This is a genomic window from Exiguobacterium sp. PHA03 (assembly GCF_041945985.1).
GTDB lineage: Bacteria > Bacillota > Bacilli > Exiguobacteriales > Exiguobacteriaceae > Exiguobacterium_A.
This window is the reverse complement of sequence record NZ_JAUTYQ010000001.1, coordinates 909816-935719: the sequence shown is the minus strand read 5'-3', so window position 1 is coordinate 935719 and position 25904 is coordinate 909816. Positions and strand designations below refer to the sequence as shown.

Genomic DNA, 25904 nt, shown 5'->3' with positions numbered 1-25904 from the left:
TTAAGTCGGTTTGGAGGTGCAGGATGAAATGAGACGTCGAATCATTGGAACGACTTTCATGACATGCGTATTGCTATTTTTAGGCGTCGTTGGTGTAAAACTGTCGTATCAAGCATTAGTCGATCCTCCGATCGATCAGTCGACGGGAAACTGGGTACATGTCTCAAGCACGATCTTACCGACTAAAAAAGTCATCTATGCGAAAAAAGATTTGATCACAAAGGCACTGGACTTTTCAAAAAATGGGCACAAAGGATATCGGAAAGAGCCGGATAAGAAACCTGTTGTTGAAGTGGGAAAGGGATCATGGACGGATGCAATCAATCAAATCACTCGCATGGCTCCTTGGATGGTCGCTCTAGTGATGATCATCTATCTCTATCGTCGACAACGATTCAACCGTATGCAGTGGTCATTCCCATCGTTACATCAAAGGAAGCGAACCGCTTTATCGCTTCCGTTAACGCCTGAAGTCCAGTTCTCCTTAGAAGACAGCCTCCTTGAGTCGGAAATTCGTGAAGCAGTGCGCGCATTCAATCGGTCACTTGCTTTAGCGCAGCAACGACGGACACATGAGACGCTGACGGAGTTGTTAACACGCTTAGAAGTCACAGTCCCGCATGAGATCTATCAGCTCGTTCGCTATGCCGACGTGGATGAGCAGACACTCGATCCCTCTCGACGGACTGCTTTCCTCGAACAGCTTAAGCAAAATCAGGCACGGCTCGTGTAATCAGCCGTGTCTTTTTTGGTGTCCGCGATACTTATTAAGAGCAAGCATATTTAAGAGGAACAGTGCTGCTCCATAAAGAAATAGTCCGAGCCAGTACGGCCAGATGCTTGACCAACCGTTGCCGTAGACGAGCACCTCCTTGATCGCGCTCGCTCCGTAGAAAATCGGGGTGATATATCCGATGTTACCGAGTCCATACGGGATTAAATCAAGCGGAATCAAGCCCGAGAAGAAAATCTGCGGAATGATCGTAAAGGGAATCAACTGGACGACCTGTAGCTCAGACTGCGCAAAAATCGAAATCGTTGCGCCGAACAAGACCGCGACGACGGCAAGTCCAAGCATCGTCAGAAAGACCCAGATGATCGAGCCTTCAGATGGTAAGTCAAGAACGGTAGTCGCGTACAGGACGACAAGAATTGCCTGGATGGAAGCGAAGACGCTATAGCCGAGCGTATAGCCGAAGATGACGTCGGTTTGGCGAATTGGTGTCATCATCAATCGCTCGAGCGTGCCGCCACTGCGTTCCTTGACGAGTGCCATTGCCGATAAGATAAAGACGAAAAAGAAGGAGAACAAGGATAAAAAGACAAAACCAAGCGCATCAAAGGTCGATTGATCGACATTTCCGTACAGATAGTTCGTCTCGAGTTGCATCGTCGGCTGCAGGGTCGCCAGTCCAGCTTGAATCTCACGTAACGCTTTTGAACTTTTCGTTGAAGGTTCGCGGAGGTTCAACGCTAGCTGATTGTCTTTCATATCTAAGACGACGTCGACCGTTTCATAATTCTTGAGATAGGCGTCAGCATCGCTGCCGTTATACGTTTTAATCGACAGATCCTGTTTTTCGATCGCTTGAGAGACTGGAGCCGGTACATCTTGACTGATAGCGACGACAGGCGTGTAATCATCGTTTCCAAGTAGGAAATAGATCAAGGTGAAGATTAGTAATGGAGCAAGCAAAATGAGTCCGACGCTTCGTTTATCGTTCAACGTTTGACGGATGACCCGTCGTGCGAGTTGCCACATTACGTCACGTCCTTTCCAGCGAGCAAGAATAGTTCTTCGATTTTTCCATTTTCTGTCTGTTCTAGCAAACGAGCGAGCGGATCGTAAGCGATAATCCGACCGTTATAGATCAATGCTGCCTGGTCGCATTCATTGATTTCATCCATGACGTGGGTCGAGACGACGATCGTCGTGCCTTGCGCACGAATCGCTTGGAATTGATTCCAAATCTGGCGGCGTAACACGGGATCAATCCCGACGGTCGGCTCATCCAGGAATAGAATACTTGGACGATGTAGGATTGAGATGGCGAGGGACAATCGTTTCTTCATCCCGCCGGAATAATGACGAACGAGCTTTTTTTGATCATTCGTTAAATCGACGAGTGTCAAGACCTCCTCGATGCGTTTTGCTAAATCCTGACGGGACATGTTGTATAAGGAACCGAAAAAATGCAGGTTCGCAAGCCCCGATAAATCCTCATACAAAGCATCGTTTTGTGGCATGAAACCAATCTGCGATAACATCTTGAAGCTTGGCATCGAAGTGTCACCAATCTGAATCGAACCTGCGTCTGCCTGGATCGCACCAATCATCAAACGAATCAGTGTCGTCTTACCAGAACCTGACGGACCGAGCAAACCACAAATTTCACCGGACGGAATCAAAAGATCAATCTGTTGGAGGACGTTCTGTTGATGAAATGATTTTGATACACCTTGTAATCGTAAATCCATCGTATTCTCCCTCCTGTTATGAAATAATTATTGAACAATGTGTTGATTAATTTCATTATAAAAGGGAGAGAAACTGGGAGCAATGACCAGTTAATGTTCATCTGTCGCTTAAGCGACACTTCCTGAAAAACTGTTGAAGAAAGAGGCGATTTCGATGAAAAAACAGGATTTACGCGTTATCCGGACCGACCGGAGGATACGCGAGACGTTCCTTCAGCTGATCGACGAAGTCGGTTTTGACGCCGTGACGATTAAGTTGTTGACGGAACGGGCGGAAGTCAATCGCGGGACGTTCTACCATCATTACGCGGATAAATACGAACTGCTCGAGCGGATGACGAATGAGGTTTTTGAAAAGATCGAAGCGACGTTCGAACGCGAGATTCCATTCGTCCTGATCAACAAAACGGAGGACTCACCATACCGACGAATCATCCCGTTTCTAACGTTTCTTTATGAACACCGGACGCTGATGCGGATCTTACTCAGTCCGACGAGTGACGGGATGTTTCGGAAGCGGGTCCGTGATTACATGCAACAGATTCTGTTCTCGGGACTACCGGAACAAGGAGAACGGCTCGTTCCAGAAAATTATCTCATTGCCTATCTCTCAGCCGCCCATCTCGGTGTCATCGAATCCTGGTTGAGCCACCCAAATGAGACATCACCGGATGAAATTGCGCGAATCATCTTTACGATTTCGATGGAAGGACCGTTTCGAGCAGCGGGGTTCCGGCGATGAGTCTTGAGCAAGTCTTAGAAAAAGTCGTCGCATGTTTGCAGCAAGAACGGATTCATTTTGGTATCGGTGGTTCATTATTGTTGGCGCAGCATGGACTACCAGTTGTACCGCGCGACATCGATCTCGTCGTCGCGTTAGAGGACGCCGAACGAGCAGTCCAACTGTTAGCGGACATGGGGACTGTCGTCGAACAAGACAAGACGTCACTTTACGCGACGGAAGTGTTCCAGGAATTTATCATTGAAGGAATCGATATCGATTTGATGAGCGGACTGCAGATTCGTCATTGCGAGGGCGTGTTCATCTATCCGTTTGATGAACAATCAATCGATTCAGCTGGACGTCCGTTCATGTCACTCGTTGATTGGTATGTCATTTATCAACTGATTCCAGGACGAGAACAAAAGGTCACGATGATTGAAGACGTATTTACAAAACAGGAAGTGGACCGTAAGCGTCTCGAACAGCTGAGAAGCCTCGTTCTTCCGCAAATAGTAAAGAAGCGAATCAATCAGTGGTTGAAATGACATACAGGTCTTCGAGTAAGACGACCTCATTTGTTGCCGGTAAGTAAGCGTGGTTCGAGTCAAGCAAACCACAGAGAACATAGTGGTCAAGTGCCCGGTCGAAAACATAATACGGTTTCAATGTCAGGTAAGGCATGAGTGCGTGACGTATGACTTCTTCCGGAACGCTATCAGGCAATCCTTGTGTCGAGTCATGATAGAGGTCAATAAATGCTTCATTATCAACGATTAGGCTGACTTCAAAAGTATCTTCGATCAAAAGAATCGTTAAACGACGTTTGTAAGCGAGATTTATGTCGTGACGAGTCCGGCGTACTACTACGTTAATGAATGGAAAATTCCGATGGATTTCTTGAATCGTCCACGCTCCGGACTCCTCCGGATATTCGGCAGCGATGAGATCTACAGCAATCGACTGACATGTTTCCAGCATCTCGTCAGTCAACGGTCGGTAATCCGGATGTGGCGTTTGAGCTTCGGCATCCGGTGCCGTGACAGCGTCTCGCCGCTTAATCAATTTGCGCGTATAGGAGAAGGTGGACGGTTTGTCCCATGTCACGATCTCGTTCATGGCAACGGACGAAGTTTCGGGATTACTTAGAAGATACGTGCGCAAGCCGTCTTGAGAAACAAAGATTTCTTCAATTGCATGCGCTTGTATTGGTTGTTGCTCATCAGGTGCAAAAAAGAACCGTATTTGTTCTGATATGATTGGTGCGATTTGTATAGGTGACAATGTGAACGGTTCAGTCGAATACTTGTTACTCAGCGCGGGGGTTCCATAGACACTGAAAGAATCGAGCGCTCCTTCATTCGTTAGCTCAAGCGATATGAACAGACCAGGGGAGAGGCGAATTCCGTGATGACAGCTGACATACTGATACAGGGAATCTTGATGCGTAAGGAACATGAACTGCTTCTCGAACGTCATTCCTAATTCTTTCTCAAGCCAAGCAATCCGTATGTCTGAATCGCGTAAATCCTCTGGAAGAGAATGAATCGCGACAGCGCCATTTTTGTGGATCGAAGTCGTTCGTTTTGTAGCCGTATCGACTTGGATCTCTATCGTACCGTCTGGATAACTCTCGTCTTCAGACCATGGACCGTGATTGATGGGGAACCAACATGTCTCAAACGAATATTGCGTTTCACCATGAAATTTTTCGCGGTGATAGAAGGATTCATGTAAGACATAATCGTTCAGTTGATATTTATCTTGAATATGGGAGATTAAATCTTTCGTTAATGGATGCAACTCGTTCACTCCTTCGTATCTATCTTCACTTTATAGATTGCGCAATAAAACGACTTCATTTGTTGCCGGTAAGTAAGCATGATTCGAGTCAAGCAAGCCACAAAGAACGTATTGACCTTTTGAAGCGGCAAACACATAACGCGGCGTGAGTAAAAGGTACGGACGTAATGCGTTGAAGATGATGTCTTGCTGCTCATCCTCGAGCTCCGGTGCGCTAACGGAATCGAACACGGTATGGAGTTCCTGATCGTCGGTCAAGCTAATCCAGTGAAGTGTTTTTGCGTCAAGGAGAATCGTGACGCGCCGATGCTGATCGACATAGGACGTCGGATGCGCGTGTGACAACGTGACAGCAAGGTAGGGATTTTGTCGGTAAATGTGCCGAAGCATCCATTGTCCGGAATCGGCAGAATACTCGTTTTGTATGATGTCTTTGATCACGGCGCGACAAGCGTCCGCAGTCTCCTGCGGAATCGGACGAAAATCCGGATGTTCGGTCTGCGTGATCACGTCATTCGCGGTCACGGTTTCTCCAGATTGAAACGGATACCGTTCATGCGTCTTAGACGATAAACCTGTCCAAGATAACACATCATTCACTTCGATGGATGATGTGAAATCTAGTTTACTTGGAACAAGGATAGACGCTTCTTGCGTCACGATCGTCTCGACGACAGTATGCGCGCATTGATGTCCTGGTTTTGTATAGGAGAACCACTTTATTTGTTGTTTAGCTAGCGAGTCGATGTCCTCGAGCGTTAAAGCGAAAGATTCCTGTTTCACATGATGATCACTCGGATGAGGACCGTATAGGAACAACTCATCGAGTTGACCATTTTCCGTTAACGTTAAGTGAATGAAACAACCGGGAGACAGTCGAATCCCTTCGTGACAACTCACATAACTGAAAAAAGTGTCGTTTTCTTCTTCGATCATGAAATGCGTACCATGGATCATATCGGTCTCTGATTCGATCCAAGCGATCCGAGTGTTTGGATCACGTAAATCGTCAGGCACGGAATGAATCGAGGTCGGACCGTGTAAGGATAACGTCGTCGTTCGTTTCGTGACAGGATTTATCGTAATCTGCACCGTTCCTTCAGGAAGCATGGTGCCATCCTCTTCCTCGATGACCGATGTACCACGCGGAATCCAGAACGTTTCGAAAGAGTAACCGGTTTGGTCGTTCATTTTGTTTTGCGTGTAGGACGATTCATAGAGCACATAATCAGTTAAATGATATTTCTCGAGCATATAATCAGTCAGCTGTTTCGTTAAAGCATGCAACGTATTCACCTCTATTTCGTACGTTCAGTGTAACGTGAATCTCCTTGTGATGAAACGGAATTGAAAATTATTACATAATTGTAAGAATTAGAATATAGATTAATGTATTATTATAGTGAAATAAATATAAGGACCATTGAAACGTAGGAGGAAACAAAAGTGTCAGATTTTAGTCTAGCAATGAATCTTTTATTTGGAAGTGTCCATATCATTCTCATGGCGATGGCGGTCCCATCAATCATCTACGCACTCTATCTATTACGAAAAATCGCTAATAAATGATTGCAGGAACGTATTGGTTATAACAAGAAGACAGTTAAGGTACTTTACGCATCATTTATGAGGAGGCGATGACATGTCATTTTGGACATGGTTTGCAATCTTATTTGTGTTAGCGAACAGTATCTTCGTAGCTTCTCAATCGAAACGTTCCAAGAAATAACAAAAGGCGCGACTTCCGTTTACGGAATTGCGCCTTTTCGTTTGTTCAGATTTGCGTATCGAGCCAAGCGATCGCGGCCGTCAAGTCGTCGGCAATATAGTCGACGTTTGCTTGTTCCACCCGATCAGCGTAATCACGAATGGAGCTCTCTCCGGCACCGGTTCGGACTAAGATTTTGATACACCCAGCTTGCGCAGCTGCCACCATATCACTCCAGCGATCCCCGATGACGACACATTGCTCGAGTTGGAGATCGTGTTTTACTTGAGCTTGCCATAATAAATTTGGTGATGGTTTGCGACAAGTGCAGCGATCTTCCGCTGCATGCGGACAAATCAGTATGTCATCAAAGCCGAAGTCCTGTAATTCTGTCCGGAACTCCTCTTCACGCGCGAGTCCTTTTGAAATACCAGGCTGATTCGTAAACGCAATCAATAATATACCTTGGTTACGTAAGCGTTCCATTAGTGAAGCGACGTGAGGGAATAACGTAAACGTTCCGGGATAGTGGACGGTGTTATCTCCACCAATCGTTCCGTCTCGGTCAAAAAATATTGCTTGAATAGAATTCATGTGTACAACTCCTTAGTTTACGAAGCATCTTTCAGTTCTTGGTACGGTTGAACACGTGCTGCCAATTGTGCTGGGATGAAGGCGGCGATGACACCGAACAGAATCGGTAAGGCAAGCGACACGCCTATCAATAACGGTTCATTCCATGGAACAAGATCGTACAAGACATAAATCGTCGTGTAGGCGACAATCAGCCCAATCACTCTAGAAATCAGACCAACAAGGAAACCTTCAAGGACAATCAATTGACGGATCGCACCGTTCGTCCAGCCGAGTGCTTTTAGGACGGCGAGTGAGGCGCGGCGATCGGTGACGTTTTGCCACATGATCTCACCCGTCGTCAAAATGGCGATTGTGATGGCAACACCCATCGTCACGTAATGCATCGGACCGACTTGCAGGGCAACGAATTGACCGAGCCATGACGTGTAAAGAACACCTTGTAGATGGAACGTCACGAACAAGAAGAACGTTAGTAGTGCCGTTGGTAGAGCGATCGAGAGGACGGACAAACTATTGCGTTTCCATTTCCCGATCAGTTCCTTTAGTGCAAGTGTCATCGTCGAACGAAGCTTCAGTCCGACACGAGCCGCTTTCGCGTATTCGCCAGTCTTGATAGCTTCGTACGGCGAGATGCGGCGAATCATCCACGCCGACCAGGCGGCGCCGGCGAGGTAGATGACAAGACTGAACAGTGCGATCCAGAGAAGGCTCCAGCCGTTCATCGCTTCATTACGGACATATGAGAAGATGCTTTCGACGATCAAGGCGATTGTTGAAACGAATCCAGCGAGTATCGCCGCCTCAATCAAGACGATTTTATAGAGATCCTTCGTCCGCCAACCGAGTGCGAGCAAAACAGCGAACTCTTTCCGGCGAGCGAGCATCGAGACGTAGCTCGTTGCAAGGACATAAACGATGGCGACTGCGAGCATCGCGAAGATGACTCCTGAGAAACCGACACTCGTCTCACGGAAGATTGTCATCGCGGCCCCGATATGGATCCACGGCTGTTCGATCCAACCGAGCGTTTTGCCGTCATCGATGACCTTCGTGACGACCGGTTGAGGGGAGGAACCCTTGGTGATCGTAGCGATAAGACCAGTATCTCGTTCGATTTCCGACTTGATGCGCTGTAAGGTTTTATCCGACTGTTCACCGACAGAAGAAGTACCATTTACTTTCAACCGGATCGATGAAATCGATTGATCGCCCATCACCTTTTTGACACTATCGACTGTCGTGAGAACGTTTGGAGAGTTCGTCAACAGACCAACTGGATTCCCGGTCGTATTGATCGGTTGGGCAGGATTGACCGGTTCATTTTTTGAGTCAAGTACGATACTCGCAGCCGATGGTCGATAGGTCTCCATCGGTAATTCGTTCAATGGATCTTTGGACACATTGATCTTGTTCGGATCATACAAACCGACGACATTAAAAGTCAGATAAGGATTCATTGACTTAAAATCAGATTGATCCGATTTTTTCATTTTTATTTCATAAGAATCTACGGTCCGGAAGCCGCGCTTCGGAAGATAAGAGGATGGTAATATAGCGTTTTTGAATGCAGTAGGTGCTGTATGCACTTCATAAGCATTCTCCCAGCGTGTAGGGAACGGACTCTTCACCGTTTGATATGTCAAAGAGCCTGTCTGGGCGACGAGTTGAGCGTTAGTATATGCTTCTGCTTGCGGAAGTACCTTAGTTTTTTGACCGAGTAGAGAATCGAAATAAACGCTCTCGACTTTAGAGGCATCGACTTTAATGTCTTGAATGATCTTGCGTTTTTCTTGATCGAGAGGTTGAGGATCGTTCGATTGAGCTAGTCGTTGATAGAATGTATCACGTGCTTGTTTCGTTTTCAGATCGACGTTAACTTGTTCTAACTTGAATTGACTATATCCCGTATTGAAGGATTTTGGATTGATCAATACCGGAATGTTGAATGCGTTAGAACTCTCCTTGCTGGCTGAGGGAACATCCTCTTGATTGAAGTAACGAAACTTCTTCTGATTCAGGATGCTCTTATCCAAACCGACGAGTTGCGCTTCCGCCTCCGGATCGATTCCGACGATAAGACTATAGGTAAAGGGTTGTACGGATGAAAAATCTTGCGGATCTTGAAGACTGATCAATCGCGTGTTTGGAGGAACGAGCGGTTCTTCAATAGTTGAAAAGTAGGCACTATCCTGTGCAATGAGTTCTTTTGAAAATCCACCAGCACCATAATGTGAATTACTCAGTCGATAAATACCAGGCTTGTCCGGAAAGTGGATTTGATTTGGAATTGAGATGCCGATATTGGCATATCCCATGACAGCAACCGGGGCTGCGATATCAATCGCATTCATTTGTTTGATTTGTTGGTATTGTTTAAACGAAATTCCACCATTGATCCCATTGAGATAATTCGGTTCGAGTAACTTATTTGATTCCGTTGTCATCTGACTGCCTTTCGGTCGCACGACGATATCGTAGGCGGATGACCATTTTTTCTGTAACGTCTGTTCGACCGTGCCTTGACTGGAGTCCGTCAAGTTGAACATCAGACTGAGTCCGGCGCTGATGATGAGGGCACCGACGAGCGTCAGGATGAATTTCCCGCGCTGCCGAAGCCATTGATTGATGACGAATCGTAGCATATGTAGTCTCCTTTGTAGTTTAGTGGGAGAGCTTTGTCTTTAAATAGTGCGCAAGATCTTGTTCGAAATGGTGAATTTCTTGTGCGTCGAGTGCTTCTACTTCTGCTTGCGCCGCGTAGCGAGTGACGAAATAAGGTGAGAGTGGCGTCATCAGATGAATGCGCTCTGTCCAGTCTGTCAACGATTCATGGCTTCGTCGCTTGAGGGCGCGTGGTAAGCGTTGATTAAAATCAAATAACATTAAGCGTAATGATTCTTCAGGTGGTGTGGAATTTGTTTGCGTTGCTTTAGACGTTCTATTCTTGAAAGGAAGGCTAGATTGATCTTGTATAATATCCGTAGCTTCGAGAGTATATTTTCCTATAGATCGCTTTCGTTTCTTGATTACGAAACAAATGACGCAACCTGTTACAAGAAGTGCTACGACAAAGAACACCGGAAAATTAGAACTCGCTTTTTCTTTTGCTGATTCCAAAAAGCCGGGCGACTTTGAAGGATTGGCTTTACCACGTGCTGTCCCATTCGTTTTTTCCGTTTTTCCTGTACTACCACCTAAAATTTCACCGTCGGAATTTTCGTCGATCGTATTATCGAATGTACAACTATTTTTTTTGAAAATAAGTTTTGATAAGTCATCATGATTACAATCTCGCACAATCGTCGTCTCTTGTTCCGAGAAGTCCGCATTCCGAAACGCTTCATACGCAGACTGCGTCGATACGGACAACAATAGAAAAACGACAATAGAGCCAATGAAACTCGCAATCAGTTTGCTTCGAAACGTTTGCATCGCAGACACCTCCTCATAAACAGTACTTAGACACTTTGCACCGTGCGTTTTCGGCGGTCTTCGACGATCCGACCATCCTGCATGAAGAGAATTCGGTCAGCGCGTTCGGCGAGTTCTAAGTCGTGTGTGACAAATAAAACGCCACATTTGGCTTCACGATGCAGCTCTAGCAACAGTTCAAAAATCGCGTCACCGGTCATGGAATCAAGATTACCAGTCGGCTCATCTGCAAGAATCCATTGCGGATGATGCAACAAGGCGCGGGCGATTGCCACCCGTTGTTGCTGCCCGCCGGATAGTTGAGCAGGTAAAGCATTTCGTTTGTCGTCGAGTCCGACCCGATCGAGCAGCTCGAGGATTCGCTCGTCTTGATTAAACGACGTCTTTTGTTTTAACAAGGCGACCTTTAGGTTTTCAGATACCGTCAGTGACGGTAGGAGATGAAACTGCTGGAAGATGAAGCCGATCTCTTGCGAGCGGAATTGTGATAACCGTTTGTTCTTCCAAGACGTAATGTCCTGTCTGTCATAGAGAATCTGACCGGACGACGGACGATCGAGCGAACCAAGGAGACTAAGGAACGTCGATTTTCCGGACCCGGACGGACCGACGAGTGCCGTTACTTCCGATTGCAAAAATTGTCCGTTTAGTTGATGCAAGACATCGGTCCGGACATCGCTGCGCTCGAACGAGTGCGAAACATCTTGAAAGGTAATATTCATGTGACCACTCCTTTTACATAATTTGGTTAAATACAGTGTATTATTTTTAGAAAATTTTGTCTATTGTGTTTTTATTTTCGAAATCCTTACTCATTTATGTTTTTCTCATAACTTCTCTCTAAGATTGGATTAACCCCAATCTAGGGAGATATTTAAAATGAAATGAATACGCAAGAAAAGGCTATGGATCAGTGGAAGAATCATGCTGATGCTCCTGTGAATCGATACCACCATTTTTTTAGGACGATGAGAGGCATAAGGAACGAAAAGAGTAGTGGAGTCGAAGACATTAAAAATATTCTTCTATTTCTCATAAACGCTTGAAACAAAAAATCGGTAGACGGTCATTGAAAGGAAACGGTACCGCCTCGATAAACAACCTCGGACGTCACACCTAATATTGGAACGACAGTGGACGAAGAAATCACTTCGAATTGTCCTTGATTTACTAGACGTGTCTGTTAATCGTCAAACGGATGATCGATTCACATGATGGTGAGGTAACGATTGAGAATCATCTGCATCAAGGAACTATCGTGACCGTTTTGTTGATGATGCACGAGATTCGAGCATGATGACATAAAAAAGGAGCGCGAACTCACACGAGATCTTCGTGAAGTGTGGCGCTCTTTTTTTTATGTTTCTAGTCTGATATGAATTGCTCGTAATTGTTTTTTCAAAGCCGTTCTCGCTAAAGGTTCACCCTTTCCTGTACCAGGCTCAAAGGCATAAGGGCTAAAGACTTTAGCACCTTCTTTGAGCCAGTTTGAGCGATACAAGTCATGTGTCTCACTTCTCGATAAAAAGATACCGTCCTCGATTTCGACATTATCGTCTACTCCGAACTGAAAGCCGCAGCAAGAACAAAGTTCAAACGAAGCGTCACCATTTTCGTCATAAGCAACGTCGTCCATTTGCGCATATCCGCAGACGGGACATATGTATTTCATGAAAGCACCTCATTGTTCAAGAATCTTTTGATACGTGTACCCTTTTAAGATATCTGCTTGATTCGTATAGGTCCAGTCAGTAATGGACTGATCTGGATGCGACTCAAAATAGTGATTGAGGATATCACGCCCCAAAATGTAGTTACTCCAGCGAGGAATCTCTTTTTGTTCGTTACCTACGACGAAGTCGAGTTGTGATACTTCATAGCTGTTGACCAGATGTACGACATGTTTCTTCGTTGCTTCATCCATTTCGACATTCCATGGAGGGGAGACGCCTTTGACGATTCGGTCGGCAAAGGCATCTGCCTTTCCTTCAACGATGACGGAATTAAGAGTCGTACTTAAACTAAAATCAGGTGTATCCTTGAGGACTAAGTGATGATATTCGTGTGCCGTCGAATATGCCAGGATGTCTTTATCGTAGTTTGTATCCAGATAGAGAATGAATGCATCTTTATAGGCTGCTCCTGTAACACCTTTCATTGACTGAAGATCGAAAGAGGATTCAGGATTAACCGGAGCGACGATGATGGTACTTTTCTTTTTGGGAAGGATCTTATGAGAAGCGATGTAATTTTTTTTAATGATTTTTGTAATGTCATCTTGTTGTTTCATCAAGTTCTCGATTTTGTCGAGTAGCTCTTGTTCGTACACGGTTGATTGCAACATCGGGAAACCTTTCAAGTCGGCTGTCGCAAACTGCTCCTTTTCCCCGATTTTGTCGATATAGCTTAAGACATATTTCGCATAATTCTTTTTATCTTCTTCAGGATCATTGTTTTTTAAGGACGATTGTAGATATTGTTTGTATGGTTCATAAAGAAAAACAATGTTCAATTTACTTTCGGCATCGATTTTTACAGATTCGGATTTTACTTTTGTACTCTTTGATAACAGTTCAGTAGTGGGTTGTGTTGTCTTTTGATCTTCTGTACAAGCAGACAAAAACAGAAGGGGTGCAGTTAAAAGTAATATCAATGATTTTTTCAAGTTACGTTCATCCTCCTTTTTTATGATGTAACAACTGCTTTCTATATCAATCCTCTTTCGCCATATGATCAATGACGATCGGATCGTTGTAGGACAAAATGTAAAAATCCTGTTCATGTGTCCTGACGGCAAATAAGTGCAAGTCTCCCCGTTCAGTATAGATTTCGTCCGTTTTCATAAACTTCGCAGCAAAATCACCGAACATCGATTCTTTTGACTTCACGACTGGATACGGCTTCCGAAGTTTCTCGTCGATGATGCCATGCTCTTGTAACGTTCCTAGGAAGACGGCGTACTTTTCAAAACGCATCAAAAAGTAATCACGCGAAGGATCGTTGATTATAAGCTTGAACGCTTCGTCAGCCCCATAAAAATAGAAATCAATCGCATAATGATCATTTGCCTTTAGCGACATCCTATCCAGTTCAAGTTCGTATTCTTCAGTCGTCAGTAAAAAATCAAGATCAATCGTTTTCAGGGGAAATCACTCCTCTATGAAGATTACGGACATCTAACGTGAAAGATAAACTGTTATTTTTCTGATGAATCTTTATCGATGAACCATTTCGGACCATGTTCCGCGATAAAACGATGTTCTGCTCGATAATGTGTATCGTGACCCTCTTCTTTCATCTTCATGAAGGCAACATCGCTGTCGACAGCTCGTTGATCAATCAACAGATATAGCGCTTCGACGCGCAACAATAACATCGGTAGCAATTCGGAACGCGGACCTTCATAACCATAAGCATCAAGGAATCGACTCACTCGTTCGGCGAAGCGTGCATCATCTTGCTCCGGTGAATAGGCAAGAACGGATCCGTCAGGTGCTTGCCGTCTACTGCTGAGCGGGACGAACGTATAGAGCGCGTAGACGATATCCCATGCACGTGGTCCGGGTGCTGCAAAATCAAAGTCGATCACGCCACTAAGACGTTGATTCTGAAAAATCGTATTATAGACAGCAAAATCATTGTGACAGATGACTTCGTATGGAATAGGGGTGTTGATCAATGGCTCCCAGTCACTGGTTTCGAAGTCGACTGTAGCGTCATGATACTTGCGCATCAGATGTGCGACATCGTCCAACACATCGTCTTGCCACATGTACGCTTTTAGCGGATAGTCAGCCGTCTCACCGGGGAGGAAGGTCAGAATCTCTCGATTTTGTTCGTCGATGCCGACGAAACGCGGAACACCGGATAGATGTTTCGCTTCTAAATGGCGTAATAGACGGTGAACATTTGGACTGTTCTCATTTTGTGTACGATAGACATAGTTGCCTTTTTGATAGACAGCGGAGACATTTCCGCCAGTCAATCGTTGTTCTTCAGACATAATCGTTCCTACTTTCTTTGTTTCATTTGTAATCGGTTACATATCGACTGGTCATTATGAATCCGCTTAAGAGAAACGAATTGTCTTTACCACGAGCCTGGAATCGACGGTCAAAGAGTCGAAAGAAGGTCGAATCTCATGTTCATTGTTCATGCTTTACTTGCGATTGTAATGTTATTCAATCAGTCGACACTTCATCGAAAAGAAAGTCATGCGACGAATCCGTGACATGATCGAGGAATGCTTCAACGTCTTCCGGCGAACGAAGACGAACGATTTTGTCCGCTTCACCTGTAACTGGCGGCTCGATTCGTTGTTGCTGATAGATGTCGTAGTACGACGATTCGCCACGAATTTCTCGTCCATCGCGTTTGGAGTGAGTCAGTCGGTTTGAAAGGATGGCTTCGGGTAAATCGAACCAGACGAGGATCGAGCGGAACGTCGAAAGGGGAAATTGATTTAACAGCTGTTTCCGACCGGTCCTTGTAGTGTTGGCATTACATAAAATGATTGTCTCAAAGGAGGAAGTAATCGCCTTTTCGATCAACCATCCCGTCAAGTCATGTTTGATCTGATTCGGTCCTTCTGTTGGAACGAGGTCTGGATAATGTTCGAGCAAAAAACGTGCTTGAAGATCTTGATCGATGACAAGGCTTGCTGGTAGACGTTGAGCAAGCTGTCGTGCGAACGTCGTTTTCCCGGCATGGGTCGATCCAATCGTCAACAGGACGGTCCTCATGACGTCAGTTGTTCTTCCGGTAAGCGATCGGCGAGAATCTGCGCGAGCCAGTCTTCTTTCGTTCCGAAGCAAGGAGTCGTTCGCCCGATATGATAAAACGTACTGGCCAATGGTCCGGTGAAGTAGGTCGCATTCGGCATACATAAGTAAATCGGGCGATGCGTCGCGAGCGCAATCCCGAGTTCGACGTGACTACTTTTTCCTGCTGGTAACACGAGGACGAAGGCGTCCGCTTGCTTGACAGCCTCGAATTCCGCAAGACCAATTTTTCTTAATGCTTCAGAATCTTCTGCCCGGTCGTTCTTCGTCCAGTCGTATGTTAAATCGTGACCACGCAAGCGGAGTTCATCCCGGAGCCAGCGGACGGTCAAAATGTGGTCAAAGCGAGAAGCGATATAGAGTTTCATTCGTCGTACATCCTCCTTTTTTATCTCTCTGTGTCCCATCCTATCGAATTCATTCACTCAAGAAAAGGGAATTATAAGAAAAATTTGAAAAAAATGAAACTTTTTAAATGTGTTGCGTATCTAATAAGGGAGTGATTGCAAAAAAGGAGGATGCCGATGTGTTTCGAAAGTCAGGTGCAGCATTATCCGATGCTGCTTTTGAAGCAGCATTATCCGATGCTGCTTTTGAAGCAGCTTTATTCGCAGAAGAAGACTATGTGTATCGCATTTCCTTCATTTATCTGAAAGAGGAGACGGCAGCGCTTGAGAACGTCCAAGAGGTCGCGTACCGGGCATGGCGTGGGCGAAAGAGTTTACGGGATGCTTCGTATTTTAAGACATGGTTGACGCGCATCACGATGAATTGCGCTTTCCAGCAACATCGAGCGTCGTTTCAGCCGCTCGCGATCGAACCGAGTCAAACGACGTCGTTTGAAGAGCGTCTCGTCGATCGCTTGTACTTGGACGATTTACTGGATGTCCTTGAGCCGACCGAGCGCTCGATCGTCTACTTCCGGTATGAAGAAGATTTGTCATTGCAAGAGATTGCGCAAACCTTCAATGTGCCACTGAGTACGATCAAAAGTACGTTGTACCGCGCACTCGAGAAAGTACGACGACAGAAGGGGATGAGTCTATGAATCACGAGCCAAAATTCTTGATCGACGTACCGTCATCCGTCAGGCAACGAACAATTCAGGGTATCCGCAAAGCGAAACGGCGCCGGCGCTCGGTACAAGCTGTTTGCCTCGCAGCAGGTCTGACGATCATCGGCTTTAGTTCCTTGCATGAGACCGTTCCCGAGCAATCGTCGCAATCGATGGTGGTCGGCATGTATTATGATGAACAGTTATACACGGTAGCCAAAAAAATTACTGATCCAGACTGGCAACAGCTGAAAGGGAAGCGACTCGGCGTCACGGATGATGTCTTGACCGATACGCAACTGGAACAGGACACATCTGATTTTGCGTCGAACCTTGATGCGTTTACCGTCTATCAAATCAAGGACGATCCGGTATCTGAGCACGTACTGGTCGTCGGTGAGGAAGAGGGTCGAAAACGGGTGATGATTCTGTCGCCCACACGATAAGGGGGGAGAGAAATATGACCATCCGGTCTTGGAAAGAAGACGATCTACCGCAATTGGTCGGATTGATGACGCACCTTGGTTATCCGGCAAGCGAGGACGTCTTACGCGAACGATTTTCGCGGATCACTCGTCATCCGGATTATGAATTGCTTGTGCTAGAAGACGACGATATGCTTCTCGGCTGCGTCGGTCTATTTCAGGCGCAAGCGTTCGAGCATGATACGACCTATGTCCGAATCGTCGCGTTCGTCGTCAGTGCGAAACATCGTCGGCGGGGAATCGGTCGCCGCTTGATCCAAGAAGCGGAAGACTGGGCACACGAAAGAGGAGCGACTGCTGTCTTGCTGAACAGTGGCAATCGACCGGAACGCGAAGCAGCCCATCACTTTTATCAAGCAATGGGCTACAGCGTAACGAGCACGAGTTATTCGAAATCACTCGCTTCATCGTGATTTACGGAAACCATGGAAAGCACGAAATCCTTGTTGTTCATAAAAGGAAGCAGATTGACGGGTTGCCAGGAGATCCTGCCACCCTTCTAATGCGTTCAATCGATGAATCTGCTCAAAATCGTCAGGTTGGAAACGGCGAATCTGTTCCGTCATGGCTGGTTCTCCTTTCGTATCAGATCTTGGAGTGGAGCAGGTAACTGGCGCCAGTCCGAAAATTGCGTGTCGGTCAACGGAACATCGCCTGTGCGCTTCCAAATCGCCTGCATGCCGAGGGCGCGCGCCGGTAAGATGTCGTGGTCGTAATGGTCGCCAACATAAAGGACTTCGTCCGGGCGAAGACCTAAACGGTCCGTTAAGCGCAAGAAAAATGCCAGATCCGGTTTACGGACGCCTTCTTGTTCCGAGATCCCGATCTGCGTAAAGGAGGGAGACAGTCCGATTGCGTCACAGACGGCACGTTGGAACGTCGTCCGACCGTTCGACAGTAAGCCGATGGGTAGCTCAGGCGGTAATTGCGCAAAAAAGGTGTCGACTCCCGGAAAGCTCCGTGCGAAGATCGGATAACGCGTCACGTAGTCGTGTAGCAGTACTTCAACAGAAAGCGACAATTCGAAGCGACGAATCATTTCCGTATAGACGACGTCCTTCCAGACGCGTCCTTCTTGATCAAGCAATAAGAACGTCGTGATGTAGTCGTCGATCGGAACATGCGCAACTTCACGAAAACGTTGATGCTGATCCCGAAGGAAATAGGGAAGAGAACCGGACCGGTCATGTAACGTCTCATCTAAATCAAACAATAAAGCACGAATCAAGGTAAACACCATCTTTCAAAGTATAAAGGAGTGATTATAATGGAACGAATTATGCAACATCAGGGAAAACAAGTGACGTACTACGATGACGGTTCGACAGGTCGACCGTTGTTAGTATTACCATCACTCGGTGGAACGTATCAGGACTGGGCGGACATTTTGACGAAACTAACACCGGATTACCGCGTCGTCAGCTTCCATCCGCACGAATGGTCGGACGATTATATGAACGGAACGACAGGCATCTTACAGCAAATCGACCAGTTTCTCAGCGCAACGAACATCACGACACCGGTCACACTCGTCGGGCATTCCTACGGCGGTCTCGTCGCACAAGCTTTCGCTTTACATTATCCGAAACGTGTCGCTGGTCTCGTCCTTGTTGAGGCGACATCCATTGACTTAGCAGAACTTGATCAGCTCGATACACCGACGCTCGATAAGGAAGGGGACGACGCCGTCTGGATCGAACGATTCGCGGAATTAGCGACAGCAACCGATTTACGTGACCGTTTCCCGGATGGTGACGAACGTACGGACTGGAACCCAGCGTACTATCAGGCGATGCATGCCATCATTTCAAAGTGGAAGAGTGATGCGAAGGCGCTTCAGCCACTCATGCGTGACCTTGGGTTCCCGCTGACCGTTCTCGGTCGGGATAAAACGAACTCAATCCAGACGATGATAACAGCTGGTTTTCCGGAAGATGAACTCGAACGAATGGAAAATAAATGGCAGGAATTAATATGGCGACAGGCGAATCTATCCTATCAGGCGAACGTGACGTTCGTTCCGGGCACATCTCACCTGATGCATCGCGATCGTCCGGACGTCATCGTAAACGCGATATTAACACTACATCAACCGAAGGAGTTTACCGTATGACACGCATGTACGTACTGCATGGGTTAATGGGAACGGCAGCGACACACTTTGCGCCACAACTATCCGCTCTAGCGGATGATTTTACGTTCATTCCGATCGATCTACCTGGTCACGGAATGACGACGGAACCGGCAACGGAGGATTACTTACAACAAGCAACACGTGCCATCCGCGAACGGATGGCACAGGAAGGTCCAGGATGGATTCTCGGGTTGTCGCTCGGCGCGACGCTTGCGATGCAACTGGCACTCGACCCACCGAACGAACTCGAAGGTGTATATATCACGGGTTTTTCACCATTCATTCCTAAAGCGATGGAACCGCTGATGCGCGAACAACGAGAGTTTTTCCTTAACATCGATCAGCAAGCACCGGAAATTGCCGACCAATTTGAACAGTTGCATGGTCCTGCCTGGAAAACGACAGCACGGGCAGTCCTCGATTTGATGACGTTCCGTTTCCCGGCACTGACGGAAACGATGTTGCAGTCGATCACCTTGCCGGTCGTCATCCTAAACGGAACGAATGAAACGTACGAAGTCGACGCAACCGCGTTCGTTGCGGAACACGTGCCGAACGTCATCGTCTTACCAGTCGAGGGAGCAGGGCATACAGCGAATCTCGATCAACCAGAACGCTTCAACGCCTTATTGCTTCAAGCGCATCAATCCATGCTGACGACTTAACATCTTCTCTTGATACATCCGTGCATCTGCCTCATGCAGGACGTCGTCGATCCGGCGTCCTGTTGTCGAATGAACGGCACCGATCGCGAGTCCAATCTCGTGCGTCGCGAACGTCGAGCGGACGTGTTCGACGAATGCCTCAAACGTGTCAATTGACGCACTATCGTCAATCAAGACGAATTCATCACCACCGATCCGGTAACCATGATCTGTTAAGCGGCGGATGCAAAGTCCTGTTTGTTCAAGCAAGGCGTCACCGACCGCGTGACCGAACCGGTCGTTAAGCTCCTTTAGTTCATTCAAGTCAAGCAGAATCAATCCATACGTCGTCTTCTCTTGATCGAGATCGCGGACAGCCTCGTTGAAGGCATGGCGATTCCCAAGCCGTGTCAAGGCATCGATACGGTATTGATCGAGCAGTGCCTGTTGTGATTTCAACTGCTCGTCAATGTTACGGATCACCCCTTGGATGGCAACAATCTGTCCGTTTTCGCGAATTGGTGTCGCATATTCTTCGAACCAGACGTACGTCCCGTCATTTGTCCGCCAGCGTTGCCGGAACGGTTGATCGTAGTCACAGTCGCCCGAAATCTTCGACATCAAGACTTCGATGTCTTCCGGATGAATCCTTGCAAAACACTGATCCGGATCCATATAGCTGGCTGTTGCCACTCCCTTGCCGATATGGTCATCGAGGGACGGACTGATATATCGGAATCGATATTCCGGATGGACTTCAAACACATAGAAGATATCTTTACATAACGCAATTGTATCCGGTTGTTGCTGGTGGAATAACCGGAAACTGAGCAACATTAAAAGACTACCCATAATCAATCCCAATACAAATATGACGTCCACCTCCTGTACTCATCGTCCATCATATCACGATTGGGTATTATTCCCTATTATTGTAAAAAACCGCTTCGTTTGGACTACGAAGCGGTTTTTTGGCTTATTCCAATTCAAGTATAACACGAAATCCGCGGCTCGCATAATAGGAGTCCACTCCGTTGTGATAGATGAATGTCGTCTCATAACGACGATCTCCAAACAAAGCGCCACCTTTTTGACGAATCACGTCTGGTGTTGCGAGCCAACTGGAGGTCTTTTCGTCAAACGAAAACTGTGTCTGAAGTTTTTGATATTGTTCTGGTGTCAACAGGTCGAGTTCGAGTGCTTCAATCATTGACTCGACACTAGCTCCGGGCGCATTTTTCTTTCGACCGAGTCGAGCAACTTCGTCAAAACAAACGCTTCGTCGACCAGCTGGACTCTCTTTGACCGTATCGATGATGACGAATCGTCCATCAAGGTTTACGATATTCGGTTCTCCTCCTGTTTGTTCCATCCAAGCGAGTGCTGCTCGTTTTGAAGGTGTCAGGCGTGACTCGACCTCAATAAACGAAAGACCATCGTGGTAATCAGGTGTAGCTTCAAAGCGATCACGAAACACCGTTAATTGTTCATCCATCGATAAAACCTCACTTTCTTATTCACTTTTTTCATTATTCTATGAATTCGCTCTCATTGCAATCGTACATAGACTGAATAAGTTAATCTGAAGATAATTGACAAATGAAATCGAACTACCTACACTAATTGTACATATTTGGTTTCTGTCACGATCGCGTGTACAGGAATAACATTCAGGAGAGGAGCCAACCGTATGCGCTGGATCAGTTATGCGGCTGTTGTGACGATTCTTTCGTTCTTAGCGTTCACGGCGTATTCGTTCCTGACAACGATTGATTTTGAGATCGTCTATCAGTTCGGGACGTTTGCGATGACGTTATCCTATTTTATCTTTGGGTTACCGATGTTATGGATTGTCCGACATTATCCATTGACCCTTCGGTTGCTTATCTACGTGACGACGAGTAGCGTCGTTCTGTTTTTGTTCATTGGTCTATATGAAGTATGGCACGAAGCATCGCTGTCTCCACTACCACCAATCGGTAGCATGATTCAGTTCACGACTCTTGCATGTATATTGTTCGTCTTACCGTATGAGATCGTCTATCGTAAAAATTTCGTTTCTATTCAACCAAGAGTTTCCTGACAGTATTCTTGTTCCATAAGAGTACTGTTTTTTATTTCCTTTCATTTAGAAGGAATTACCAATCTATTCTTGAATAGTACGTTATCAAGAATAATGGAGGGGTACATATGGAAGGAACATTTCAATGCAAACAGATGGGAAAATCATTTTCAGGAGACGGTGTCGAGACACAAGCGTTACAAGACATCGACGTGACACTTGAGGCGGGCGACTTCATTTCGATCATCGGACCTTCGGGATCTGGAAAATCAACGTTACTCAGTCTAATCGGCACGCTCGATCGACCGACGAGTGGGGAGTTGCATTATGACGGGAAACCAATCAACAAATTGAACAGTAAAGAATTATCCGACTTTCGCTTCGAAAACATCGGCTTCATCTTCCAGCAGTTTCATTTGATTCCGACGCTGACGGCGCTTGAAAATGTCATGGCGCCACTGTTCGGTCGGAAAGTACCGTATGATAAAAAAGAACGCGCCGAGCAGTTACTCGCGCAAGTCGGTCTCGCCGATAAAGCAGGCAGTTTGCCGTCGCAACTTTCCGGTGGACAACAACAACGGGTCGCCGTTGCCCGAGCACTCGTTCATGAACCGAAATGGTTGCTTGCCGATGAGCCAACAGGGAACCTCGATACAGATACGGGAGAAATCATCTTCAATCTTTTACGGTCATTAAACGAAGAGAAAGGGTGTGGCGTCTTGTTTGTCACCCACGACCCGGCACTTGCGGAACGGGCGAATCGAACGATCGAGATGCGAGACGGCGTTATTATCGAAGATCGTCTCGTCCGTGTCTGAGCCTCGTTTTTGAACTCCGTTCCTCCACCCTTTACACTTAAGAGGGTAGAGGAGGAATGCGTGATGCGACTAGGAATACTGGATCAAGTACCATTGCATGAGGATGATACGGTCGAAGCGACGATGGAAGCGACGGAACGACTCGTCTTAGAAGCCGAGCGACTCGGTTACGAACGGTACTGGTTCGCAGAACACCATAATACGAACGGTTTGCTCAGTGCATCACCGGAGTTGTTCATTGCCCGAATGGGTGCGCAGACTTCAAAAATCAAACTTGGTTCAGGTGGAGTGTTGTTACCGCAATATCATCCGCTAAAAGTGGCCGAGAGTTTTGCAACACTCGACGCCTTTTATCCGGGACGGATCGAACTTGGGATCGGCAATTCTCCGGGTGGAAGTGAGCGGACACGACTTGCCTTGACAGATGGTGAAAAAAATCGGGCAGCTGAGTTTAGTCGACTCGTTCAGGAAACGGCTGGCTTCTTGACAGATAGTCTATCGAATCGACACCCGTACCGGATCGTCAAGACGACACCGCGTGATCGGCAAGCGTCTCCGATCTCAATCCTTGGTCTGTCGCCACGTAGTGCGCAAATTGCTGCAGAACAAGACCGTGGTCTCGTTTTTGGTCACTTTATTAATCCAGATCGTTGGGAAGAGACACTTTCTACGTATCGTGAGGCAGGAGGAACAGACGTCATCGTCTGCGTTTTCGTTATCTGTGCCCCGACGCAAGAAGAAGCAGAACGTCTCGCTCGAACTCAAGATGCCTGGATTCAAGGCGTTCGACTCGGCAATTCAATCGTTCCGTCGTTTGCCTCGACTGAAGCAAAAATCTGGAATGACGTTCAAGCGGAACGGATCCGTAAAGATCGACGGCGAGCGATTGTCGGTACACCGGACGTTGTTGCGCAGGAGCTTGAAGCATTAGCAACGCGTTATCAAACAGATCAGTTTTTACTCATCAACAATGCCTTTGATCAAGAAAAGCGATTGCAGTCGTACCAGCTCATCGCGGAGCGACTTCTTTAAACAGAACAGGACCCCTCAATAGCTGTTTTGCTAATGAGGGGTCCTGTCTACACATCTACATTCAATTAACGTTGCGCTGTCGGACGAATTAAGATCTCGTTGACCGCGACATCTTCTGGTTCGTTGACAGCATATGCGATGGCACGCGCAATCGCGCTCGCATCAATGGCTTTCAAGTCACCAATTCCTTGTTTGATCTCTTCATCCGAGATATGGTCCTTCAATTCCGTATCGACCGCTCCCGGTGAGATGATTGTTGCACGGATGTGATTGTCGACCGATTCTTCCTTACGAAGACCTTCCGTGATGGCGCGCACCGCGAATTTCGTACCGCTGTAGACGGCGCTCGACGGCATGACTTCATGACCGGCGACAGAAGAGATGTTGATGACATGTCCGCTTTTTTGTTCGCGCATATACGGCAGGACTGCTCCGATTCCATGGAGGACGCCTTTAATGTTGACATCGACCATCGTGTTCCATTCGTCCTGCTGATTCTTATGGAGGTGCGATAGTGGCATTAATCCAGCGTTGTTGACGATGACATCAACAGAACCAAACTTGTCTTTCGCAAGTTTTGCGAGCGCATCAACTTGCTCACGATCGGTAACATCCGTCACTTGATAAACGGCTTGACCACCTTCAGCTTCAACCGCTTTGACAAGCTCTTGCAAACGATCTTCCCGACGTGCCGCAAGAACGAGTTTTGCTCCTTGTTTCGCAAGTTCTTTCGCGGTTGCTTCCCCGATACCGCTTGATGCCCCTGTAATGATGACGACTTTATCTTGAATCATCTGAACTCCTCCTTCTGAATAACGTACTCCTTGAGAGATATTGCCGCTTTTGTTGATTTAAAAACATCACGTAGGAGGTTTGTCTATGAAACGTTTTCTATTTATTGGATTGATTATGATTGCGATTGCAGTCGGATGGTTTTTTTCACGTGATCCATTTCGACATCAACCACCAGAACCTACCGTGACAATCGAAAACCGTGAAGTAAAGGTTTATAGAGGTACCTATAGTTGGTCAGGCATGTTTCGCGGGGAAACAGCTGATGCAAAGGCCGAAGCCGTCGATTTAGTAAAAGGTGATTCGAGTACGCGAGCCAATCCTGAAGATCGATTGACGATTCGTTTTGAAGACGGACCAGCTCCGAAGTCCGTCGCGATGGTCTTATGGTCGGTCAAAGATCATAAAGAGATGAAAACATATAAGAAGATTGAGCGGATTACCGTTCCTTCGACTCCCGGAAAGTATGTCTATCAGATTAAAGCCGATTGGAAAGAAGGTAATGGCGATTTTGCCTTTCCAATTGATGTGAAATGAAAAACAGAAAAAACATATTGACAGGATATATGTTTAATGATAAATAAATCGAATACTGACCTCTTCTTAAGTTGGAAGAGGTTTTTTTCGTGAAATATAGTAAATAAAGCACTAGTTTTGATTGATTTAGTCTGAATAATCAGAATATATGAACATTTTAACGAAAGTGTATTTAGATGTTTCGGGTTCTAATGAACGGGAATAGACACACCATACACATAATATTTCATGTGTTGAATCACCTAGGTGAAAGAAGTTAATAATCGTAAAGGAGAGGTGCAGATGAATGGGTTCAATCGATTCTTACTCGTCATCATAGGCATACTCGGACTAATCAGTGTCGGGCTGCTTGTGCTCGGTGTGTATGATGTTCCACGGCTTAGTTCGTTAATCGAGCAGTGGCAGGATCAGCAATGGTATAGCTATACCGTTCTATCCATTGGAGGATTTTTAGCATTCGTATTCGTCATTCTATTATTCACAGGATTATTTAGCCGCTCGAAAGGTCAACGACTGTTGATTCAAACGGGTGACGGAACGATTACGATTTCGAAGGAGACGATCGAACGGACGGCTTTAGAGTCGATTCGTGGGATCGGTGGTGTACGGACACCGCGTGTCCATGCCGATATCCATTCGAAAAAAGAAACGGTCGCTTTAAAAGTCGACTGCTCGGTCTTTGGACAAGATGGGTTACCGACGATTGCGAAGGATATTCAAGAACGAGCTAAACAAGCTGTCGAATCCTTACTTGAGTTGCCAGTAACGAGTACGAAAGTCACGATCAGTGACACGAAAACGAAAACATCGGAACGTGTCGTCTAAA

33 protein-coding genes are annotated in these 25904 nt (G+C 46.4%); 14 read left to right on the top strand and 19 right to left on the bottom strand.

Features of this window, described 5'->3' with window-relative positions; all coding sequences use genetic code 11:
* The first annotated feature begins 58 nt into the window (after positions 1–58).
* Entirely contained in the window at positions 59–733 is a 675-nt protein-coding gene (locus tag Q7C19_RS05015) for a hypothetical protein (protein WP_375091795.1), read from the top strand.
* Here Q7C19_RS05015 and Q7C19_RS05010 read toward each other — a convergent pair whose 3' ends face one another.
* Together Q7C19_RS05010 and Q7C19_RS05005 are read right to left on the bottom strand one after the other, a co-directional pair.
* Positions 734–1762 carry an ABC transporter permease gene (locus Q7C19_RS05010; RefSeq protein ID WP_375091794.1) on the bottom strand — a complete coding sequence of 343 codons (1029 nt, stop codon included), beginning with the start codon at positions 1760–1762 and terminating at the stop codon, positions 734–736. It lies immediately after the preceding gene.
* Positions 1762–2478, bottom strand: coding sequence for an ABC transporter ATP-binding protein (locus tag Q7C19_RS05005; RefSeq protein ID WP_375091793.1), 717 nt, complete (start codon positions 2476–2478; stop codon positions 1762–1764). Before Q7C19_RS05005 ends, Q7C19_RS05010 begins: the two co-directional genes overlap by 1 nt.
* A 154-nt stretch (positions 2479–2632) precedes the next feature.
* Here Q7C19_RS05005 and Q7C19_RS05000 point away from each other — a divergent pair, with 154 nt between their 5' ends.
* Positions 2633–3220 carry a TetR/AcrR family transcriptional regulator gene (locus tag Q7C19_RS05000; protein WP_197484507.1) on the top strand — a complete coding sequence of 196 codons (588 nt, stop codon included), beginning with the start codon at positions 2633–2635 and terminating at the stop codon, positions 3218–3220.
* On the top strand, positions 3217–3747 hold the full coding sequence (locus Q7C19_RS04995; RefSeq protein WP_290750621.1) for a nucleotidyltransferase domain-containing protein: 531 nt from the start codon (positions 3217–3219) through the stop codon (positions 3745–3747). Before Q7C19_RS05000 ends, Q7C19_RS04995 begins: the two co-directional genes overlap by 4 nt.
* Here the strand turns inward: Q7C19_RS04995 and Q7C19_RS04990 are convergent.
* Together Q7C19_RS04990 and Q7C19_RS04985 are read right to left on the bottom strand one after the other, a co-directional pair.
* Positions 3728–5002, bottom strand: a complete 1275-nt coding sequence (locus Q7C19_RS04990; RefSeq protein ID WP_375091792.1) for a hypothetical protein — start codon at positions 5000–5002, stop codon at positions 3728–3730. The two genes, Q7C19_RS04995 and Q7C19_RS04990, sit on opposite strands and share 20 nt — an antisense overlap.
* A 30-nt stretch (positions 5003–5032) precedes the next feature.
* Positions 5033–6298, bottom strand: coding sequence for a hypothetical protein (locus Q7C19_RS04985; RefSeq protein ID WP_375091791.1), 1266 nt, complete (start codon positions 6296–6298; stop codon positions 5033–5035).
* Positions 6299–6448: 150 nt separating this feature from the next.
* Here Q7C19_RS04985 and Q7C19_RS04980 point away from each other — a divergent pair, with 150 nt between their 5' ends.
* Positions 6449–6571 carry a hypothetical protein gene (locus Q7C19_RS04980; protein WP_375091790.1) on the top strand — a complete coding sequence of 41 codons (123 nt, stop codon included), beginning with the start codon at positions 6449–6451 and terminating at the stop codon, positions 6569–6571.
* A 205-nt stretch (positions 6572–6776) separates the two neighbouring features.
* On the opposite strand, the gene Q7C19_RS04975 is transcribed toward Q7C19_RS04980, so the two are convergent.
* The 10 genes from Q7C19_RS04975 to Q7C19_RS04930 form a co-directional block, all read right to left on the bottom strand.
* Positions 6777–7304, bottom strand: a complete 528-nt coding sequence (locus Q7C19_RS04975) for an HAD-IIIA family hydrolase (protein WP_375091789.1) — start codon at positions 7302–7304, stop codon at positions 6777–6779.
* A gap of 17 nt (positions 7305–7321) precedes the next feature.
* Positions 7322–9949, bottom strand: a complete 2628-nt coding sequence (locus Q7C19_RS04970; RefSeq protein ID WP_375091788.1) for an ABC transporter permease — start codon at positions 9947–9949, stop codon at positions 7322–7324.
* A gap of 19 nt (positions 9950–9968) precedes the next feature.
* The gene (locus Q7C19_RS04965) at positions 9969–10739 is read right to left on the bottom strand and encodes a hypothetical protein (RefSeq protein ID WP_375091787.1); all 771 of its coding nucleotides are present in this window, start codon (positions 10737–10739) and stop codon (positions 9969–9971) included.
* A 26-nt stretch (positions 10740–10765) separates the two neighbouring features.
* Positions 10766–11461 carry an ABC transporter ATP-binding protein gene (locus Q7C19_RS04960; protein ID WP_375091786.1) on the bottom strand — a complete coding sequence of 232 codons (696 nt, stop codon included), beginning with the start codon at positions 11459–11461 and terminating at the stop codon, positions 10766–10768.
* 635 nt (positions 11462–12096) lie between these two features.
* The gene (locus Q7C19_RS04955) at positions 12097–12411 is read right to left on the bottom strand and encodes a hypothetical protein (protein ID WP_290786799.1); all 315 of its coding nucleotides are present in this window, start codon (positions 12409–12411) and stop codon (positions 12097–12099) included.
* A gap of 9 nt (positions 12412–12420) precedes the next feature.
* Positions 12421–13404 carry a DUF2268 domain-containing putative Zn-dependent protease gene (locus Q7C19_RS04950; protein ID WP_375091785.1) on the bottom strand — a complete coding sequence of 328 codons (984 nt, stop codon included), beginning with the start codon at positions 13402–13404 and terminating at the stop codon, positions 12421–12423.
* 46 nt (positions 13405–13450) lie between these two features.
* Complete coding sequence (locus Q7C19_RS04945; protein ID WP_313491423.1) at positions 13451–13819, bottom strand: hypothetical protein; 369 nt, start codon at positions 13817–13819, stop codon at positions 13451–13453.
* Between the two features lie 116 nt (positions 13820–13935).
* A complete protein-coding gene (locus tag Q7C19_RS04940; protein WP_375091784.1) occupies positions 13936–14742 on the bottom strand; it encodes a phosphotransferase in 807 nt (268 codons plus the stop codon).
* Between the two features lie 178 nt (positions 14743–14920).
* On the bottom strand, positions 14921–15481 hold the full coding sequence (locus tag Q7C19_RS04935; RefSeq protein WP_375091783.1) for an AAA family ATPase: 561 nt from the start codon (positions 15479–15481) through the stop codon (positions 14921–14923).
* On the bottom strand, positions 15478–15888 hold the full coding sequence (locus tag Q7C19_RS04930) for a group-specific protein (RefSeq protein WP_313491420.1): 411 nt from the start codon (positions 15886–15888) through the stop codon (positions 15478–15480). Before Q7C19_RS04930 ends, Q7C19_RS04935 begins: the two co-directional genes overlap by 4 nt.
* Before the next feature lie 158 nt (positions 15889–16046).
* On the opposite strand from Q7C19_RS04930, the gene Q7C19_RS04925 reads away from it, so the two are divergent.
* Genes Q7C19_RS04925 through Q7C19_RS04915 form a run of 3 tightly spaced genes read left to right on the top strand, consistent with a single transcriptional unit; the run spans position 16047 to position 17472 of the window.
* Positions 16047–16568 (top strand): sigma-70 family RNA polymerase sigma factor, encoded by a 522-nt coding sequence (locus tag Q7C19_RS04925; RefSeq protein ID WP_313491419.1) that lies wholly within the window; start codon positions 16047–16049, stop codon positions 16566–16568.
* Positions 16565–17020, top strand: a complete 456-nt coding sequence (locus Q7C19_RS04920) for a type 2 periplasmic-binding domain-containing protein (RefSeq protein WP_313491417.1) — start codon at positions 16565–16567, stop codon at positions 17018–17020. Before Q7C19_RS04925 ends, Q7C19_RS04920 begins: the two co-directional genes overlap by 4 nt.
* Before the next feature lie 14 nt (positions 17021–17034).
* On the top strand, positions 17035–17472 hold the full coding sequence (locus tag Q7C19_RS04915) for a GNAT family N-acetyltransferase (RefSeq protein WP_375091782.1): 438 nt from the start codon (positions 17035–17037) through the stop codon (positions 17470–17472).
* Here the strand turns inward: Q7C19_RS04915 and Q7C19_RS04910 are convergent.
* Entirely contained in the window at positions 17464–17625 is a 162-nt protein-coding gene (locus Q7C19_RS04910) for a hypothetical protein (RefSeq protein ID WP_313491489.1), read from the bottom strand. The two genes, Q7C19_RS04915 and Q7C19_RS04910, sit on opposite strands and share 9 nt — an antisense overlap.
* Entirely contained in the window at positions 17622–18287 is a 666-nt protein-coding gene (locus tag Q7C19_RS04905) for an HAD family hydrolase (protein ID WP_375091781.1), read from the bottom strand. Before Q7C19_RS04905 ends, Q7C19_RS04910 begins: the two co-directional genes overlap by 4 nt.
* A 39-nt stretch (positions 18288–18326) precedes the next feature.
* Here Q7C19_RS04905 and Q7C19_RS04900 point away from each other — a divergent pair, with 39 nt between their 5' ends.
* On the top strand, positions 18327–19172 hold the full coding sequence (locus Q7C19_RS04900) for an alpha/beta fold hydrolase (RefSeq protein ID WP_375091780.1): 846 nt from the start codon (positions 18327–18329) through the stop codon (positions 19170–19172).
* Positions 19169–19858, top strand: a complete 690-nt coding sequence (locus Q7C19_RS04895; protein ID WP_313491483.1) for an alpha/beta fold hydrolase — start codon at positions 19169–19171, stop codon at positions 19856–19858. The genes Q7C19_RS04900 and Q7C19_RS04895 overlap by 4 nt, the downstream gene beginning before the upstream one ends.
* On the opposite strand, the gene Q7C19_RS04890 is transcribed toward Q7C19_RS04895, so the two are convergent.
* Together Q7C19_RS04890 and Q7C19_RS04885 are read right to left on the bottom strand one after the other, a co-directional pair.
* Entirely contained in the window at positions 19820–20689 is an 870-nt protein-coding gene (locus Q7C19_RS04890) for a sensor domain-containing diguanylate cyclase (protein ID WP_375091779.1), read from the bottom strand. The two genes, Q7C19_RS04895 and Q7C19_RS04890, sit on opposite strands and share 39 nt — an antisense overlap.
* 124 nt (positions 20690–20813) lie before the next feature.
* Entirely contained in the window at positions 20814–21332 is a 519-nt protein-coding gene (locus Q7C19_RS04885) for a DUF4256 domain-containing protein (protein WP_375091777.1), read from the bottom strand.
* 195 nt (positions 21333–21527) lie between these two features.
* On the opposite strand from Q7C19_RS04885, the gene Q7C19_RS04880 reads away from it, so the two are divergent.
* The 3 genes from Q7C19_RS04880 to Q7C19_RS04870 all read left to right on the top strand — a co-directional run bounded on the left by Q7C19_RS04880 (position 21528) and on the right by Q7C19_RS04870 (position 23749).
* Positions 21528–21920 carry a hypothetical protein gene (locus Q7C19_RS04880; protein WP_290750545.1) on the top strand — a complete coding sequence of 131 codons (393 nt, stop codon included), beginning with the start codon at positions 21528–21530 and terminating at the stop codon, positions 21918–21920.
* A gap of 107 nt (positions 21921–22027) precedes the next feature.
* Entirely contained in the window at positions 22028–22717 is a 690-nt protein-coding gene (locus Q7C19_RS04875) for an ABC transporter ATP-binding protein (protein ID WP_052019014.1), read from the top strand.
* Between the two features lie 63 nt (positions 22718–22780).
* On the top strand, positions 22781–23749 hold the full coding sequence (locus Q7C19_RS04870) for an LLM class flavin-dependent oxidoreductase (RefSeq protein ID WP_290750538.1): 969 nt from the start codon (positions 22781–22783) through the stop codon (positions 23747–23749).
* Between the two features lie 65 nt (positions 23750–23814).
* On the opposite strand, the gene Q7C19_RS04865 is transcribed toward Q7C19_RS04870, so the two are convergent.
* On the bottom strand, positions 23815–24543 hold the full coding sequence (locus Q7C19_RS04865; protein WP_035407846.1) for an SDR family oxidoreductase: 729 nt from the start codon (positions 24541–24543) through the stop codon (positions 23815–23817).
* Between the two features lie 85 nt (positions 24544–24628).
* Here Q7C19_RS04865 and Q7C19_RS04860 point away from each other — a divergent pair, with 85 nt between their 5' ends.
* On the top strand, positions 24629–25078 hold the full coding sequence (locus Q7C19_RS04860; RefSeq protein WP_375091776.1) for a hypothetical protein: 450 nt from the start codon (positions 24629–24631) through the stop codon (positions 25076–25078).
* 282 nt (positions 25079–25360) lie between these two features.
* Positions 25361–25903, top strand: coding sequence for an alkaline shock response membrane anchor protein AmaP (gene amaP / locus Q7C19_RS04855; RefSeq protein WP_290750529.1), 543 nt, complete (start codon positions 25361–25363; stop codon positions 25901–25903).
* The last annotated feature ends 1 nt before the right edge of the window (position 25904 follow it).

Bases quoted from the DNA above. Each gene is read 5' to 3' on its own strand.
- Q7C19_RS04900 (WP_375091780.1), top strand. From the start codon at position 18,327: ATGGAACGAATTATGCAACATCAGGGAAAACAAGTGACGTACTACGAT.
- Q7C19_RS04870 (WP_290750538.1), top strand. From the start codon at position 22,781: ATGCGACTAGGAATACTGGATCAAGTACCATTGCATGAGGATGATACG.
- Q7C19_RS05000 (WP_197484507.1), top strand. From the start codon at position 2,633: ATGAAAAAACAGGATTTACGCGTTATCCGGACCGACCGGAGGATACGC.
- amaP (WP_290750529.1), top strand. From the start codon at position 25,361: ATGAATGGGTTCAATCGATTCTTACTCGTCATCATAGGCATACTCGGA.
- Q7C19_RS04945 (WP_313491423.1), bottom strand. From the start codon at position 13,819: ATGTCGCTAAAGGCAAATGATCATTATGCGATTGATTTCTATTTTTAT.
- Q7C19_RS04940 (WP_375091784.1), bottom strand. From the start codon at position 14,742: ATGTCTGAAGAACAACGATTGACTGGCGGAAATGTCTCCGCTGTCTAT.
- Q7C19_RS04960 (WP_375091786.1), bottom strand. From the start codon at position 11,461: ATGAATATTACCTTTCAAGATGTTTCGCACTCGTTCGAGCGCAGCGAT.
- Q7C19_RS04895 (WP_313491483.1), top strand. From the start codon at position 19,169: ATGACACGCATGTACGTACTGCATGGGTTAATGGGAACGGCAGCGACA.
- Q7C19_RS04920 (WP_313491417.1), top strand. From the start codon at position 16,565: ATGAATCACGAGCCAAAATTCTTGATCGACGTACCGTCATCCGTCAGG.
- Q7C19_RS04910 (WP_313491489.1), bottom strand. From the start codon at position 17,625: ATGACGGAACAGATTCGCCGTTTCCAACCTGACGATTTTGAGCAGATT.
- Q7C19_RS04885 (WP_375091777.1), bottom strand. From the start codon at position 21,332: ATGGATGAACAATTAACGGTGTTTCGTGATCGCTTTGAAGCTACACCT.
- Q7C19_RS04865 (WP_035407846.1), bottom strand. From the start codon at position 24,543: ATGATTCAAGATAAAGTCGTCATCATTACAGGGGCATCAAGCGGTATC.
- Q7C19_RS05010 (WP_375091794.1), bottom strand. From the start codon at position 1,762: ATGTGGCAACTCGCACGACGGGTCATCCGTCAAACGTTGAACGATAAA.
- Q7C19_RS04955 (WP_290786799.1), bottom strand. From the start codon at position 12,411: ATGAAATACATATGTCCCGTCTGCGGATATGCGCAAATGGACGACGTT.
- Q7C19_RS04935 (WP_375091783.1), bottom strand. From the start codon at position 15,481: ATGAGGACCGTCCTGTTGACGATTGGATCGACCCATGCCGGGAAAACG.
- Q7C19_RS04890 (WP_375091779.1), bottom strand. From the start codon at position 20,689: ATGGGTAGTCTTTTAATGTTGCTCAGTTTCCGGTTATTCCACCAGCAA.
- Q7C19_RS04880 (WP_290750545.1), top strand. From the start codon at position 21,528: ATGCGCTGGATCAGTTATGCGGCTGTTGTGACGATTCTTTCGTTCTTA.
- Q7C19_RS04860 (WP_375091776.1), top strand. From the start codon at position 24,629: ATGAAACGTTTTCTATTTATTGGATTGATTATGATTGCGATTGCAGTC.
- Q7C19_RS05005 (WP_375091793.1), bottom strand. From the start codon at position 2,478: ATGGATTTACGATTACAAGGTGTATCAAAATCATTTCATCAACAGAAC.
- Q7C19_RS04915 (WP_375091782.1), top strand. From the start codon at position 17,035: ATGACCATCCGGTCTTGGAAAGAAGACGATCTACCGCAATTGGTCGGA.
- Q7C19_RS04970 (WP_375091788.1), bottom strand. From the start codon at position 9,949: ATGCTACGATTCGTCATCAATCAATGGCTTCGGCAGCGCGGGAAATTC.
- Q7C19_RS04930 (WP_313491420.1), bottom strand. From the start codon at position 15,888: ATGAAACTCTATATCGCTTCTCGCTTTGACCACATTTTGACCGTCCGC.
- Q7C19_RS04975 (WP_375091789.1), bottom strand. From the start codon at position 7,304: ATGAATTCTATTCAAGCAATATTTTTTGACCGAGACGGAACGATTGGT.
- Q7C19_RS04875 (WP_052019014.1), top strand. From the start codon at position 22,028: ATGGAAGGAACATTTCAATGCAAACAGATGGGAAAATCATTTTCAGGA.
- Q7C19_RS04965 (WP_375091787.1), bottom strand. From the start codon at position 10,739: ATGCAAACGTTTCGAAGCAAACTGATTGCGAGTTTCATTGGCTCTATT.
- Q7C19_RS04995 (WP_290750621.1), top strand. From the start codon at position 3,217: ATGAGTCTTGAGCAAGTCTTAGAAAAAGTCGTCGCATGTTTGCAGCAA.
- Q7C19_RS05015 (WP_375091795.1), top strand. From the start codon at position 59: ATGACATGCGTATTGCTATTTTTAGGCGTCGTTGGTGTAAAACTGTCG.